Below are 14,196 nucleotides of genomic sequence, written 5' to 3'. Positions count from 1 at the left end.
TGCGCTTGCCGACTGGCACGCACAGATGCCAGTCGCGCAAGTGTCGGGGTGCTTATTCCATCCCCAACGCGGCTTTATACAGCTCCATCACGGCTTCTTCCTCGGCGATGTCATTGGGTTCGCGTTTGCGCAAGGCGATGATCTTGCGCAGGACCGCCACGTCGTAGCCGCGCCCCTTGGCCTCGGCCATGACCTCTTTTTGCTGGTCGGCGATGTCTTTCTTTTCCGCGTCCAGATGCTCGAAACGTTCAATGAACTGTCGCAGTTCGTCGGCGGTGACGTCATAGGTGGATTGAGTGCTGCTCATTGGGGCCTCGTTGGTTTATGCGCGCAGAGCGGGCAGGGCTGTCCTTGTGAGCCTTGTTCCTAGCGGGCCGAACGCGGTCAGGCAAGGCGGCACGACATCGGAAACGAGGCCTGCGTGAACTTGCCGAGGGGACGATCATCGGCTAGGACACCGCTGCACAAGTGAGAGGCTGTCATGTCAGGATTTCAATTGCTGATCTGGATCGGCGCGGTGGTGACGCTGGCGGGCGTCGGCGGCTTGATCGCGACGGCCTATGGCGCCTGGAAGCTGCGCCAGTCCAAAGTATCCGACGAAGAGATGCGCAAGGCCCTGCAAGCGGCGGTGGCGCGCAATATGGCGGCGCTGTTCACGGCCGTTTTCGGCCTGATGATGGTGATCATCGGTATCGCGCTGCGCTGATCACGGCGCTGGTGTACCCCCGATGGCGGGCAGGACCTGACGCGCGCGACCGACAATCAGCGGATCGGGCGTGCCGACCACCTCGTGATCCTTGCCGGGATAGTCCAGACTCGACAGGAAATGCTTCATGCAATTGAGCCGCGCGCGTTTCTTGTCCTTGGATTTGATGATCGTCCACGGCGCGTCGGCGGTATCGGTGTAAAAGAACATCGCCTCTTTCGCCGCGGTGTATTCATCCCACAAATCCAGGCTGGCCTTGTCGATCGGGGACAGTTTCCAGCGTTTCAACGGGTCGGTCTCGCGCGCGGTAAAGCGGCGGCGTTGTTCTTCGGGTGTCACCGAGAACCAGAATTTGAACAGCCGGATGCCGGACCGCGTCAACATGCGCTCGACCTCGGGGGCCTGGCGCATGAATTCCAGATAGTCCTCGGGCGTGCAAAACCCCATCACCCGCTCGACTCCCGCGCGATTGTACCAGGAGCGGTCATAAAAAACCATCTCGCCCGCGGTTGGCAGATGCTCGATGTAGCGCTGGAAATACCACTGGCCGCGCTCGGACTCGGTGGGTTTGTTCAGGGCCACGACGCGCGCGAACCGCGGGTTCAGGTGCTCGGTGAACCGCTTGATCGTGCCGCCTTTGCCGGCGGCATCGCGACCCTCGAACAGCAGGACAAATTTTTGCCCGGTCTCTTGCGCCCAGATCTGCACCTTCAGCAACTCGGCCTGAAGCCGCGCCTTTTCCACCTCATAGGGTTTGCGCGCCATCTTGTAGGCATAGGGATACCGCGTGCTTTCGAAACTCGCGTGCAGGTTTTCTGTCGTCAGCGCGGATTTCAACCCGCCACGGCGCCGCGCCTTGGGGGTGGCGACCTGTGCCGTGCCGGACCCGTTCAGCGCGCTGGTGGGGGCGTCGGCGGCGGGAATCGGGGTCTGTTCAGACATGCAGGGCGCTCCGTTTTGATGCTTCGCAAGCATACTAGCCGCAAATGCTAAACGATGCCTTGACTTGTCTCAAGCGCATGCGCGCGCGCCACCGCGTTTCTGCCTTGGGCGACCCGCTGACAGGCCCTGTGACCAAGGGTCCGAATTCAAGGGCGCACACCCGCTTGTGTAATAATCTTGCGCACGGTATTGACCGAAGGCACAAAAGCAGCGGGCGACGCCTTGCCCGGCCCTTGAATAAGGAGGACCCAGTGTGAAAATCGGGGCACCGAAAGAGATTTTTCCGGGCGAGAACCGGGTCGCGATGACGCCAGAATCGGCGCTTCAGTTGCAAAAACTGGGGCACAGCTGTGTCATCGAGAAAGACGCCGGAGCGGCGTCAGGGTTTGAAGACGCGGCGTATACCGCGGTCGGCGTCGAAATTGCCGCCAACGCCGAGGCGCTGTTCAAGGCTGCGGATGTCGTGGTCAAGGTTCGCGAGCCCTCCGAGGCCGAGATCAAGCGCCTGCGTGAGGGTCAAACGCTGATCTCCTTCTTCTGGCCCGCCCAGAACGAAGCAGCGCTGGAACTGGCCAAGGCGCAGGGTGCCACCGTCATCGCCATGGACATGGTGCCCCGCATCAGCCGGGCGCAGAAAATGGACGCGCTGTCGTCGATGGCCAATATCGCGGGCTACCGTGCGGTGATCGAGGCGGGCAACAACTTTGGCCGCTTCTTTACCGGCCAGGTGACCGCCGCGGGCAAGGTTCCGCCGGCCAAGGTTCTGGTCGTGGGTGCCGGTGTCGCCGGTCTTGCCGCGATCGGCACGGCGACCTCGCTGGGCGCCATCACCATGGCCTTTGACGTGCGCCCCGAAGTGGCCGAGCAAATCGAATCAATGGGCGCAAGCTTCGTCTATCTCGACTTCGAGGAAGCCCAGGACGGCGCGGCAACCGGTGGCTATGCGGCCCCCTCCAGCCCCGAATTCCGTGAAAAGCAGCTTGAGAAATTCCGCGAATTGGCCCCCGATGTCGATATCGTCATCACCACCGCCCTGATCCCCGGACGCCCAGCGCCAAAGCTGTGGACCGAGGACATGGTCAAGATGATGAAGCGCGGCTCGGTGATCGTCGATCTGGCGGCCGAACGCGGTGGCAACTGCGATCTGACCGTCGCGGATCAGAAAATCGTCACCGACAACGGCGTCACCATCGTCGGCTACACCGACTTCCCCAGCCGGATGGGCACGCAAGCCTCGACGCTCTATTCCAACAACATCCGCCACATGATCTTTGATCTGACGCCCGCCAAAGACGGCGTGATCCATCAGAACATGGAAGATGACGTGATCCGCGGCGCGACCGTGACCCACGCCGGCGAGATCACCTTCCCGCCACCGCCGCCCAAGATCAAGGCGATTGCCGCCGTCAAACGCGACAAGCCCAAGGAACTGACGGTCGAGGAAAAGCGCGCGGCAGAGGTCGCCGCCTTCAAGGCCGAGACCCGCACCCAGGTCACCCTGCTGGGGGTCGGCGGTGCGCTGTTGCTGCTGGCGGGCATCTTTGCCCCGGCCAGTTTCATGGCGCATTTCATCGTGTTCGTGCTGGCCTGCTACGTCGGCTTCCAGGTCATCTGGGGCGTCGCGCATTCGCTGCACACGCCGCTGATGGCCGTGACCAACGCGATCTCGTCAATCATCATCCTTGGCGCGCTGATGCAGATCGGCTCGGGCAGTTGGCTGGTGCTGATCCTGGCCGCCCTGTCGGTGTTCATGGCGGGGATCAACATTTTCGGTGGCTTCCTGGTCACCCGGCGCATGCTTGCCATGTTCCAGAAATCGTAAGGAGAGGCAGCCATGGAATACGGATTTACCACGGCAGCCTATGTGGTTGCAGCGATCTTGTTCATTCAGTCGCTTGGCGGGCTTTCGGGCCAGGAGAGCGCGAAACGCGCGGTCTGGTACGGCATTGTCGGCATGGCGCTGGCCGTGGCGGCCACGCTTTATGGCCCCGGCGCGGGCAATTGGGCGCTGTCGATCCTGCTGGTCGGCATCGGTGGCGCGATTGGTTGGGTGGTCGCCCAACGCGTGCAGATGACCGAAATGCCGCAACTTGTTGCGGCGATGCACAGCCTCGTCGGCTTGGCGGCGGTGTTCATCGGTTTCAACACGCAGATCGAAATGGTCCGGATCGCCGCCATGCAAGCGGCGTCGGATACCACCGCGCTCGAGGCCTTGGCGGGCTTTGCCGCGACGGTTGCGCATAAAACCTCGGCCGAAATCTCGGTGCTCAAGATCGAGGTGTTCCTCGGTGTGTTCATCGGCGCCGTGACCTTCACCGGCTCGGTGGTGGCTTATGGCAAGCTGGCGGGCAAACTCAGCTCTGCGGCGACCAAACTGCCCGGCGGCCACATGCTCAACGCCGGTGCGGCGCTGATCTCGCTGATCCTGCTGGTCCTGTATTTCCAGGGCGCGGGCAGCTGGACCTTGATGTTGATGACGCTGCTGGCGTTCTTTGTCGGGTATCACCTGATCATGGGCATTGGCGGCGCCGATATGCCGGTCGTGGTGTCGATGCTCAACAGCTACTCAGGCTGGGCGGCGGCAGCAATCGGCTTCTCGCTGGCCAATGACCTCTTGATTGTGGTCGGTGCGCTGGTCGGCTCCTCGGGTGCGATCCTGTCTTATATCATGTGCAAGGCGATGAACCGCTCGTTCATCTCGGTGATTCTGGGCGGCTTTGGCGGCACCACCGGCCCGGCGATGGAAATCGACGGCGAGCAGATCGCCATTGACGCCGAAGGCGTGGCCGCAGCCCTGAATGAGGCCGACAGCGTCATCATCATCCCGGGGTATGGCATGGCCGTGGCTCAGGCACAGCAATCGGTGTCGGAACTGACCCGCAAGCTGCGCGCCAAGGGCAAGGACGTGCGCTTCGCCATTCACCCGGTTGCCGGGCGTCTGCCGGGGCATATGAACGTGCTTCTGGCCGAAGCGCGCGTGCCTTATGACATCGTCATGGAAATGGACGAGATCAACGAGGATTTTCCCAACACCGACGTCGCAATCGTCATCGGCTCGAACGACATCGTCAACCCGGCGGCGCAGGAAGACCCCAACTCGCCCATCGCCGGGATGCCGGTTCTGGAGTGCTGGAAAGCCAAGCAGGTGTTTGTGTCCAAGCGCGGGCAGGGCACCGGCTACTCGGGAATCGAGAACCCGCTGTTCTTCAAGGAGAACACGCGCATGTTCTACGGTGACGCGAAAGCGTCGATTGATGCCTTGCTGCCGATGATCGACTGATCCCGCGATCCTGACCACGAATAGCCCGCGCCGGACCCCCGGCGCGGGCTTTTTTCATCGCGCGCCCTTGACCCTGTGCACAGCCCCGGATTGACTGCCCGCCGTGGTTGACCAAACGCCCCTGCGCCTCGACAACAAGACCGCCCGCCGCCTGTGGCTCTCGGCGCAGGGGCTTGCACGCACACCGACCGGGCCGCTGAACCTGCACGACCTCATAACCCGGCTGGGCTTCGTGCAGCTTGACACCATCCAGGTTGTCGCCCGCGCGCATCACCATATTCTGTGGAGCCGCAACCAGAACTACACCGAACCGATGCTGGATCGGCTTCTGGCCCAAGAGCGCGGTATCTTTGAACATTTCACCCATGACGCCTCGGTCCTTCCGATGGAATTCCTGCCCATGTGGCAGCGTCAGTTTGCCCGCATGAAGGCGCTGCATGACCGGGCAGGGTGGTTCAAGGGCCTGCCCGACGCCGCCGCGCGCCAGAAAATCAAGGACCGCATCCGCGCCGAGGGGCCCTTGTCGACCCATGCCTTTGATTCCAAGCTGGAAAACCGCGATCATATGTGGGCGCGGCCACCGCATAAGCTGGCGCTCGATTACATGTGGTACAGCGGCGAGCTGGCGACCTGTCACCGCGAGAATTTTACCAAATTCTATGACTTGGCCGAGCGGGTGTTCCCGGCTGACCTGCGGGCAATCGCCTTGCCGGAATCCGCGCAGATCGACTGGCTTTGCGACGCCGCCCTTGATCGCATGGGGTTCGGCACATTGGGCGAGGTGCAGAAATTCTGGGACGCCACGAGCCGCGCCGAGGTGCAAGACTGGGCAGCCGCCGCCGATCATACCCGCCCCGTCGAAATCGAAACCGCGCAGGGGGGGTGGCTCAAGGCCATCGCGCCCGAGGATATCGAGGACCGCATCAACGCGCTGAAACCGCCAACCTCGCGGCTGCGCATCCTCAACCCGTTCGACCCGGTGGTCCGCGACCGCGCCCGCCTTGGCCGCCTGTTCGGCTTTGACTACCGCGTGGAAATGTTCGTCCCCGCCGCCAAACGCCAATGGGGCTATTACGTCTACCCGATCCTCGAGGGCGAGCGCTTCGTGGGCCGTATCGAGGTCAAGGCCGACCGCAAGGCTTCGGTTCTCACAGTTCTGAAGGTCTGGCCGGAACCGGGCGTGCAATGGCCCGCCGCACGCCACGCCAAACTTGACGCCGAACTGGGGCGATTGGCGCGTTTTGTCGGCGCGTCCGAGGTGATCTGGGCGTCAACCGCGGTCAAGCACCGATCATCGCCCTGAGCGCGCCTGCGCCCGCCAGCAGCAGCAACAGCAGAATCGGCAACATCGACAGGCCAAAGCCCACGCTGCGGCTGGCAGGATCGGCGACATAGGCGCGCCAATAAATCGTGCGGCCGATCAGATAAACCGCGCCAATGGGGGCCACGATCATCGCGGACCAATACTGCCCCGACAGCAGCAACATCGGCAAAAACGCGATCAGGCATTCCAACGTGTTCATCTGCACGCGGTACATGCGCTCGAACCCGTCATGCCCGGTCACGGCCGGAGCCTTCAGCCCGCTTTTGCCGCGTTGCACGGCAACCAGAAATCCGAAAACAAGATACTGCAAGACAGCCAGAACGGCGATGAGGTGAATAAGGGACATAGATCAACTTCTGTGTGTAAAAAGGGTGGCTGCCCCGTCAAGGCGCAGTGTCACCGGTGGTGGTCAAACGCGAACGCGCCACAGGGTGCGCCTTGGTGATCGAAGAGGGGGCACCCCCCTGACCACCTTCCGCTTACATATGGATCGCCTTGCCGTACGCATCCAGCACGCTTTCGTGCATCATTTCCGACAGCGTCGGGTGCGGGAAGACCGTGTGCATCAGGTCCTCCTCGGTGGTCTCCAACTGACGGCCAATCACATAGCCCTGGATCATCTCGGTGACCTCGGCGCCGACCATATGCGCCCCCAGCAATTCGCCGGTTTTCGCGTCAAAGACGGTTTTCACCAAGCCCTCGGGCTCGCCCAGGGCAATCGCCTTGCCGTTGCCGATGAACGGGAAGCGTCCCACCTTGACGTCATAGCCCGCCTCTTTGGCCTTGGCTTCGGTCAGCCCGACGCTGGCCACCTGCGGGTGGCAATAGGTGCAGCCCGGAATGCTGTTCGGCTTGATCGGATGCACGGTTTTGCCGGCGATCAATTCGGCCACCATCACGCCCTCATGGCTGGCCTTGTGCGCCAGCCACGGCGCGCCGGCGATATCGCCGATTGCAAACAGCCCCTCGACGCCGGTGCGGCAATACTCATCCGTCACCACATGCGTGCGGTCGACCTTGACGCCCAACGCCTCCAGCCCCAGATCCTCGACGTTGCCGACAATGCCGACCGCCGAAATCACCGTGTCAAACTCGGCGGTCTCGGTCTTGCCGTTTTCTTCCAGATGCGCCACGACTTTGCCGTTACCCCGGTCCAGTTTCTTGACCGTGGTTTTCTCGCGGATCACCATGCCTTGCTTGACGAATTGCTTTTTCGCATGGGCGGAAATCTCGGCATCCTCGACCGGCAGGACCCGGTCCATCACCTCGACCACCGTGGTTTTTGCGCCCAACGTATTGAAGAAGCTGGCAAACTCAATGCCAATCGCGCCCGAGCCAATCACCAGCAGGTTTTTCGGCATGCGCTTGGGGTCCAGCGCGTGTTTATAGGTCCAGACCAGATCGCCATCCGCCTCCAACCCTGGCAACTCGCGGGCGCGTGCGCCGGTCGCCAGAATGATCGCCGGGGCTTTCAGCGTTTCGACGCCTTTGTCGGTTTTCACCGACACGGTGCCCTTGGCGGGCAGGGTGGCCACGCCCATGACCACGGTGATCTTGTTCTTTTTCATCAGATGGCCGATGCCGCCGCTGAGCTGTTTTGCCACCCCGCGCGAGCGTTTGACCACGGCCGCCAGATCATAGCTGATTCCCTCGGCCTTCAGACCGAAATCCTTGGCGCGGTGCATCAGGTGGAACACCTCCGCCGAGCGCAGCAAGGCCTTGGTTGGAATGCAACCCCAGTTCAGGCAAATCCCGCCCAGATGCTCACGCTCGACAATCGCGACCTTCTTGCCCAGTTGCGCCGCCCGAATCGCAGCGACATAGCCACCCGGACCAGCCCCGATAACGACAACATCAAAGCTCTGATCAGCCATCTGACCCTCCCGAAGAAAAACTGGTTCAGCGTTAAACTATTTCTTGAATTGACGCAATCATGACAAGGATTTCGGCGTTTTCCTTGATCCCGCGCGGTATGATCCTCACCCCCCGAGGCTGCGCACGAGTTGCGCATACCCGCCCTCGGCCAAGAAGCGCACCTCCTCCGGACTGCTTTCGCGCCCCAGGGCCTCGTTGCGAAACGGAAAGCGGCGAAACTGGCGGATGATTTCGCGATGCGCCCGCGCGTGCAGCACAGAGCCCGCGCCGGTTTCGGGCATCCGCGCAACCATCAGGCAGACGCAGCGGTCCTGATCGAAGGTGCTTTCGGAATGCATCAGCGGCAGATAGAAAAACTGCCGCAGCGGTTCCGCGATTTTCAGGTCGATCTCATGCTGCCATGCGCGGCTCGCCACCGCCCTTGCGTGCGCGTCGGTCGCGAACGCCTTGGCGCTGCCGCGAAAAATGTTCCGCGGCATTTGGTCGGTCAGCAGCAGATAGGCCAACATCCCCTCGGGGCAGGCGAGCCAGGAAATCGCGCCCCCTTCGGCGGCAAGCTCCCAATCCGGCAGGAACCGGTCGCGGATCTCGGCGTCCAGTTCCGCGCCGCCAGCGTACCAGCCAGCGGGGCCCAGTTCGGTCCAATAGTGCAAGATGGCGTCGGCGCGGGCGGGCAATGGCATGAGGCGCTCCTTTTATTGCAACCCTGCGACGCCCGCTGTGTTTGGTCAACCCGCCACAGGCGAACTTGGCGGTTTCACCCGCCACAACCGCTAGCTCTGAAGCGTTTCGTCCTCGTTATGCTCCAGGGCTGCCTCGACCGATATTGCGGATGCGGTTGGCGACACCGCGGTGTAGGAACTTTGCGAACCCGGCGTGATGGGGCGTCGCGACATCCGCCACAGGCTATAGGCGGCCAGCACGCCAAAGATCAGCGCCATGAACAAGAAGAAGCCCGACGGCCCGATGACCCCCATCATCCAGCCGGTGATGATTGGCCCCGAAATGGCACCAACACCATTGATGAACAGCAACCCGGCCGAGGCCCCCGCCATTTCCGTGGGTTTCAGATAATCGTTCACATAGGCCAAAATCAAGGAATACAGCGGGTTCGAGATGCCACCCGCAAAGGCCCCGACGACAACCAGCGCGACAAACGGGATGTTGAACAGCACCGGGACAGTCAGCACGATCGTGCCGCCAATGGCCAGAAACAGGATCAACCGCCGGCGATCCATGCGGTCCGACAACCAGCCAATCGGATATTGCAACAACAACCCGCCGGTGTAGATGCCCGCGACAAAGATCGACAGGTCGCGCACGTTCAACCCGGCCTGGGTCGCCCAAACCGCGGCCATGCCGAATTGCGCCGAAAAGATTCCGCCGAGCAGGAACATCCCGACGCAGCCCAGCGGCGAAATCCGGTACAATTCGCGCATCGTCAGGCGTGCGGTGCTTTCGAATTGCGGGGCAGGGCTGATCGACAGCAGAATTGGCGTGAAGGCCAGCGAGACCAGCACCGAGGGGATCACGAACAGGATATAGCCCGACGGATCCGCCAGGTTCAGCAGCGCCTGTGCCGCGATGATGCCGATCATCTGCACGATCAGATACAGCGACAGGGCCTGACCACGCGTCTCATTGGTCGAGGCGTTGTTCAGCCAGCTTTCGGCGGTGATATAGACGCCCGAAAACGAGAACCCGATGATCACCCGCATCAAGGCCCAGGCCACCCAATGCGGGGCCGCCGCATAGAGGATCAGCACCGCGGAAATCATCGAGCCCAGAGCCGCGAACACGCGCACATGGCCGACCCGTCTGATCATCTCGGGTGCCATGCGCGAGCCGAACAGGAAGCCGACGAAATAGCACGACATGACGATCGACATCTGCGTCGTCGAGAAATCCTCGATCGCGCCGCGAATGCCCAGCAACGTGCCCTGCATGCCATTCCCGAGCATCAGGAGCAGCAATCCCAGCAACAGCGCCCATGACGAGGCAAGAACTTTCAGCATCGGTCAATCCTTTGTCGACCGCGGTCCTGCGATCCCCTTTCCGGCCCTCCTATCATTGTGCTGCCGCGACATGCGACAAGAAAACGTCGGTTTGGGTGTCAAATGACACATACCGGAAAAAGGTTTATCAAACGGTAAACCGGGCGCTCACCGACTGGCGGGATTGCCTCAGCGTACCACCGCGCCGCCGCCGGACTGCCAGGCCCCCAGATTGCCGAGGTTGTGCACGTCCTCGAACCCATTGCCGCGCATCACCTGCGCCGCCCGGCCCGACCGCGCCCCGGATGCGCAATACAGATAGATCGGATGCCCGGCCTTTTGCGCTTGGCTCAGGCGTTTGTCGAAGTGACCGGATTTCGGATCGCAGCACAGATGCAAGCGGCTCAGCGGCAAATTCAGCGCGCCCTTGGCTTTGCCGCCCCGGCATTCTGCCTCTTCGCGCACGTCGATCAACAGCGCCGTTCCCGCCGAAACCTGCCGCACCACTTCGGCTGCGTCCAGTTTCGGGCCGGATTTCATCAAAGATCCGAATAGGTTGAACATCGCGCTCTCCAGTGAGTTGGGGGAATGACCATTCTTGAGAGGCTATATAGCAGGTCGGATTAAACATTCAAGAACAAGAATGTGATTGGCCTGTCCATCACGATATTCCGCAACTGCCGGCTTGTTTACTTTTTGTTCTTCATTTCTGGTTGGAGACTCACGCCACACGGTCTATGTTGTGCGCCGGTGGCGTATGGGGCGCCGGGTAGAGTGACATGGCCGAGCAAAAATACATCGAAATCCGCGGCGCGCGCGAGCACAATCTCAAGGGTTTCGACGTGGATATTCCGCGCGACAAGCTGGTGGTGATCACCGGGTTGTCCGGCTCGGGGAAGTCGTCGCTGGCCTTTGACACGATCTACGCCGAAGGGCAGCGCCGCTATGTCGAATTGCTCTCGGCCTATGCGCGCCAATTCCTTGACATGATGCAAAAACCCGATGTCGAACATATCGGCGGCCTGTCGCCGGCGATCTCCATCGAGCAAAAGACCACCTCGAAGAACCCGCGCTCGACGGTCGGCACGGTGACCGAGATCCACGACTATCTGCGCCTGCTCTTTGCCCGCGCGGGCACGCCCTATTCGCCCGCCACCGGCAAGCCGATCGAGGCGCAGCAGGTGCAGGATATGGTCGACCGGGTCATGGCCTTGCCCGAAGGGACGCGCGCCTATTTGCTGGCCCCCATCGTGCGCGACCGCAAGGGCGAGTACCGCAAAGAGATGCTGGACCTGCGCAAGCAGGGGTTTCAACGCATCAAGGTGGATGGCGCGTTCCACGAATTGGACACGCCGCCCGAACTCGACAAGAAACTGCGCCATGACATCGACGTGGTCGTTGATCGTATCGTTGTGCGCGAGGGCATCGAAACGCGGCTGGCCGACAGTTTCCGCACGGCGCTCGATCTGGCCTCGGGCATCGCGATTTTGGAAATGGCCGCCGCCGCCGAGGGCGAAACCCCTGAACGTCTGACATTCTCCGAGAATTTCGCCTGCCCGGTCTCGGGCTTCACGATCCCGGAAATCGAACCGCGCCTGTTCTCGTTCAACGCCCCCTATGGCGCGTGTCCGCAATGCGATGGCCTTGGCGTCGAGCTGTTCTTTGACGACCGCCTCGTGGTGCCCGATGTCATGCTGCGGCTTGAGGACGGCGCGATTGCCCCCTGGCGCAAGGGCAAGACGCCCTATTTCCTGCAAACCATCGAGGCGCTGGCGAAACATTACAAATTCGACGCCAAGACGCCATGGCGCGATCTGCCCGAGACCGTCAAAGAGGTGCTGCTGCGCGGGTCCGGCGGCGACGAAATTCCGTTCCGCTATGACGACGGCGGCCGGGTTTACAACGTCACGCGGGCGTTTGAAGGGGTGGTGCCCAATATGGAACGCCGCTATCGCGAGACTGACAGCAACTGGATTCGCGAGGAATTCGAGCGCTATCAGAACAATCGCCCCTGTTCGACCTGTGGCGGCGCGCGCCTGAAGCCCGAGGCCCTGGCCGTCAAGATCGGCATGAAACACATCAGCCAGATCTCGGAAATGTCGATCCGCGAGGCGCTGGCTTGGGTCGAAGATGCGCCCAACCACATGACCCAGCAGAAAAACCAGATCGCGGCGGCGATCCTCAAGGAAATCCGCGAGCGGCTGGGGTTTCTGGTCAATGTGGGCCTCGACTATCTGACACTCAGCCGCGCGGCGGGCACCTTGTCAGGCGGCGAGAGCCAGCGGATCCGGCTTGCCAGCCAGATTGGCTCGGGGCTGACCGGCGTGCTCTATGTGCTCGATGAGCCCTCGATCGGCTTGCACCAGCGCGACAACGACCGCTTGCTGACCACGCTGCGCAACCTGCGCGATCAGGGCAATTCGGTGCTGGTGGTGGAACATGACGAGGACGCGGTGCGCTCGGCGGATTGGGTGCTCGACATCGGCCCCGGCGCGGGCGTCCACGGCGGCGAAATCGTCGCCATGGGCACGCCCGAAGAAATCGCCGCCAACCCCGCCAGCCTGACCGGGCAATACCTGTCCGGTGCGCGCGAGGTGCCCTATTCCAGCGACCGGCGCGCGGGCAACGGCAAGGCGGTGCGCGTCGTCAAGGCCTCGGGCAACAACTTGCAGGATGTCACGGTCGATTTTCCCTTGGGCAAATTCGTTTGCGTGACTGGCGTTTCGGGCGGCGGCAAATCCACACTGACCATTGAAACCCTGTTCAAGACCGCCTCGATGCGCCTGAACGGCGCGCGCCAGACGCCCGCGCCCTGCGAAACCGTGCAGGGCCTGCAGCATCTGGACAAGGTGATCGACATTGACCAACGCGCCATCGGCCGCACGCCGCGCTCGAACCCGGCCACCTATACCGGCGCCTTCGGCCCGATCCGCGACTGGTTCGCGGGCCTGCCCGAATCCAAGGCGCGCGGCTACAAACCGGGGCGGTTTTCGTTCAACGTCAAGGGTGGACGCTGCGAAGCCTGTCAGGGCGATGGCGTGCTCAAGATCGAGATGAACTTCCTGCCCGACGTCTATGTGACCTGCGAAACCTGCCGCGGCAAGCGCTATAACCGCGAAACACTGGAGGTCTTGTTCAAGGGTAAATCCATTTCCGACGTGCTGGAGATGACCGTCGAGGAGGCGCAGGGGTTCTTTACCGCCGTCCCCTCGATCCGCGAGAAAATGGATGCGCTGATGCGGGTTGGCCTTGGCTATATCAAGGTCGGGCAACAGGCGACGACCCTGTCGGGCGGCGAGGCGCAGCGGGTGAAACTGTCCAAGGAACTGGCGCGGCGCTCGACGGGGCGCACGCTCTATATCCTGGACGAGCCCACCACCGGTCTGCATTTTGAAGACGTGCGCAAGCTTTTGGAGGTGCTGCATGAATTGGTTGATCAGGGCAACACCGTCGTGGTGATCGAACACAACCTCGATGTGGTCAAGACCGCCGACTGGATCATCGACATCGGGCCCGAAGGCGGCGATGGTGGCGGGTATATTGTCGCCGAAGGCACGCCCGAAGACATCGCGAAAATCGCCGCGAGTCACACGGGCACTTATCTTGGTCCCTTGCTGAAACGGCGACGGCGGGCCGCCGAATAGGCGCAGCGCGTGCGCGCATCGGCGGCGTTCCGGGCCCTGGACGTTGCTTTCACGAATTGGAATTGGGTTTTCATGCAGATTTCCATGCATCTTCTGAGAAAACTGGCCGCCTCGGTCGCGCTTGGCGCCGTGCTGGTGATCTCGATCAGTATCGCCGTAATCCCCACCATCAGGCCGGATCACCCCGGTGCTCTGGCGCTGGTGTTGTTGATTGTCGGCCTCGTTCTGGGCGGTCGTGCGCTATGGACACGCCCGCCGCTTGCCCTGCTGGCGGTGGTTGCGGCCTGTGTGTTCATGCTGCCCTTTGCCGTGATTGCGCGCGGGTTTGGCAGGGTCGACATGATGGCGCTGCTGTTTCATGTCGAATTCGGGACCGAGGGGGCAGGTGCGGCCTCGAGACCGAGATCTTTCAGTCCACGATTGCGCTGATC

At 62.1% G+C, this 14,196-nt stretch carries 13 protein-coding genes; 6 read left to right on the top strand and 7 right to left on the bottom strand.

Annotated features, from left to right (window positions below):
- Positions 1-52 precede the first annotated feature (52 nt).
- The gene (locus VDQ28_RS16595; RefSeq protein WP_323036985.1) at positions 53-307 is read right to left on the bottom strand and encodes a DUF2312 domain-containing protein; all 255 of its coding nucleotides are present in this window, start codon (positions 305-307) and stop codon (positions 53-55) included.
- 174 nt (positions 308-481) lie between these two features.
- On the opposite strand from VDQ28_RS16595, the gene VDQ28_RS16590 reads away from it, so the two are divergent.
- Entirely contained in the window at positions 482-706 is a 225-nt protein-coding gene (locus tag VDQ28_RS16590; RefSeq protein WP_323036984.1) for a hypothetical protein, read from the top strand.
- On the opposite strand, the gene ppk2 is transcribed toward VDQ28_RS16590, so the two are convergent.
- On the bottom strand, positions 707-1,648 hold the full coding sequence (gene ppk2, locus VDQ28_RS16585; RefSeq protein ID WP_323036983.1) for a polyphosphate kinase 2: 942 nt from the start codon (positions 1,646-1,648) through the stop codon (positions 707-709).
- Positions 1,649-1,901: 253 nt separating this feature from the next.
- Between ppk2 and VDQ28_RS16580 the strand changes: the two genes are divergently transcribed.
- From VDQ28_RS16580 to VDQ28_RS16570, 3 genes are all read left to right on the top strand, one after another.
- A complete protein-coding gene (locus tag VDQ28_RS16580; RefSeq protein ID WP_323036982.1) occupies positions 1,902-3,470 on the top strand; it encodes a Re/Si-specific NAD(P)(+) transhydrogenase subunit alpha in 1,569 nt (522 codons plus the stop codon).
- Between the two features lie 12 nt (positions 3,471-3,482).
- Entirely contained in the window at positions 3,483-4,928 is a 1,446-nt protein-coding gene (locus VDQ28_RS16575; protein WP_323036981.1) for an NAD(P)(+) transhydrogenase (Re/Si-specific) subunit beta, read from the top strand.
- Between the two features lie 103 nt (positions 4,929-5,031).
- A complete protein-coding gene (locus VDQ28_RS16570) occupies positions 5,032-6,231 on the top strand; it encodes a winged helix-turn-helix domain-containing protein (protein WP_323036980.1) in 1,200 nt (399 codons plus the stop codon).
- Here the strand turns inward: VDQ28_RS16570 and VDQ28_RS16565 are convergent.
- The 5 genes from VDQ28_RS16565 to VDQ28_RS16545 all read right to left on the bottom strand — a co-directional run bounded on the left by VDQ28_RS16565 (position 6,209) and on the right by VDQ28_RS16545 (position 10,685).
- Positions 6,209-6,598, bottom strand: a complete 390-nt coding sequence (locus VDQ28_RS16565) for an MAPEG family protein (protein WP_323036979.1) — start codon at positions 6,596-6,598, stop codon at positions 6,209-6,211. The genes VDQ28_RS16570 and VDQ28_RS16565 overlap by 23 nt on opposite strands.
- Positions 6,599-6,731: 133 nt before the next feature.
- The gene (gene lpdA / locus VDQ28_RS16560) at positions 6,732-8,126 is read right to left on the bottom strand and encodes a dihydrolipoyl dehydrogenase (RefSeq protein ID WP_323036978.1); all 1,395 of its coding nucleotides are present in this window, start codon (positions 8,124-8,126) and stop codon (positions 6,732-6,734) included.
- Positions 8,127-8,231: 105 nt separating this feature from the next.
- Positions 8,232-8,810: a DUF924 family protein gene (locus VDQ28_RS16555; RefSeq protein WP_323036977.1), complete on the bottom strand. Its 579-nt coding sequence runs from the start codon at positions 8,808-8,810 to the stop codon at positions 8,232-8,234.
- Positions 8,811-8,900: 90 nt separating this feature from the next.
- Positions 8,901-10,142 carry an MFS transporter gene (locus VDQ28_RS16550; RefSeq protein WP_323036976.1) on the bottom strand — a complete coding sequence of 414 codons (1,242 nt, stop codon included), beginning with the start codon at positions 10,140-10,142 and terminating at the stop codon, positions 8,901-8,903.
- A gap of 168 nt (positions 10,143-10,310) precedes the next feature.
- Positions 10,311-10,685 carry a rhodanese-like domain-containing protein gene (locus VDQ28_RS16545; RefSeq protein ID WP_323036975.1) on the bottom strand — a complete coding sequence of 125 codons (375 nt, stop codon included), beginning with the start codon at positions 10,683-10,685 and terminating at the stop codon, positions 10,311-10,313.
- 215 nt (positions 10,686-10,900) lie between these two features.
- Between VDQ28_RS16545 and uvrA the strand changes: the two genes are divergently transcribed.
- Positions 10,901-13,765, top strand: a complete 2,865-nt coding sequence (gene uvrA, locus VDQ28_RS16540) for an excinuclease ABC subunit UvrA (RefSeq protein WP_323036974.1) — start codon at positions 10,901-10,903, stop codon at positions 13,763-13,765.
- 84 nt (positions 13,766-13,849) lie between these two features.
- Positions 13,850-14,194, top strand: a complete 345-nt coding sequence (locus VDQ28_RS16535; RefSeq protein ID WP_323036973.1) for a hypothetical protein — start codon at positions 13,850-13,852, stop codon at positions 14,192-14,194.
- Positions 14,195-14,196: the final 2 nt, after the last annotated feature.

It is taken from the genome of Pararhodobacter sp. (genome assembly GCF_034676545.1).
Lineage (GTDB): Bacteria > Pseudomonadota > Alphaproteobacteria > Rhodobacterales > Rhodobacteraceae > Pararhodobacter.
The sequence above is the reverse complement of the archived record's forward strand: the minus strand, read 5'-3'. Positions and strand labels throughout refer to the sequence as shown.

Coding starts and splice junctions, on each gene's coding strand:
- VDQ28_RS16595 (WP_323036985.1), bottom strand. CDS start 307: ATGAGCAGCACTCAATCCACCTATGACGTCACCGCCGACGAACTGCGA.
- VDQ28_RS16590 (WP_323036984.1), top strand. CDS start 482: ATGTCAGGATTTCAATTGCTGATCTGGATCGGCGCGGTGGTGACGCTG.
- ppk2 (WP_323036983.1), bottom strand. CDS start 1,648: ATGTCTGAACAGACCCCGATTCCCGCCGCCGACGCCCCCACCAGCGCG.
- VDQ28_RS16575 (WP_323036981.1), top strand. CDS start 3,483: ATGGAATACGGATTTACCACGGCAGCCTATGTGGTTGCAGCGATCTTG.
- VDQ28_RS16565 (WP_323036979.1), bottom strand. CDS start 6,598: ATGTCCCTTATTCACCTCATCGCCGTTCTGGCTGTCTTGCAGTATCTT.
- lpdA (WP_323036978.1), bottom strand. CDS start 8,126: ATGGCTGATCAGAGCTTTGATGTTGTCGTTATCGGGGCTGGTCCGGGT.
- VDQ28_RS16555 (WP_323036977.1), bottom strand. CDS start 8,810: ATGCCATTGCCCGCCCGCGCCGACGCCATCTTGCACTATTGGACCGAA.
- VDQ28_RS16550 (WP_323036976.1), bottom strand. CDS start 10,142: ATGCTGAAAGTTCTTGCCTCGTCATGGGCGCTGTTGCTGGGATTGCTG.
- VDQ28_RS16545 (WP_323036975.1), bottom strand. CDS start 10,685: ATGTTCAACCTATTCGGATCTTTGATGAAATCCGGCCCGAAACTGGAC.
- uvrA (WP_323036974.1), top strand. CDS start 10,901: ATGGCCGAGCAAAAATACATCGAAATCCGCGGCGCGCGCGAGCACAAT.
- VDQ28_RS16535 (WP_323036973.1), top strand. CDS start 13,850: ATGCATCTTCTGAGAAAACTGGCCGCCTCGGTCGCGCTTGGCGCCGTG.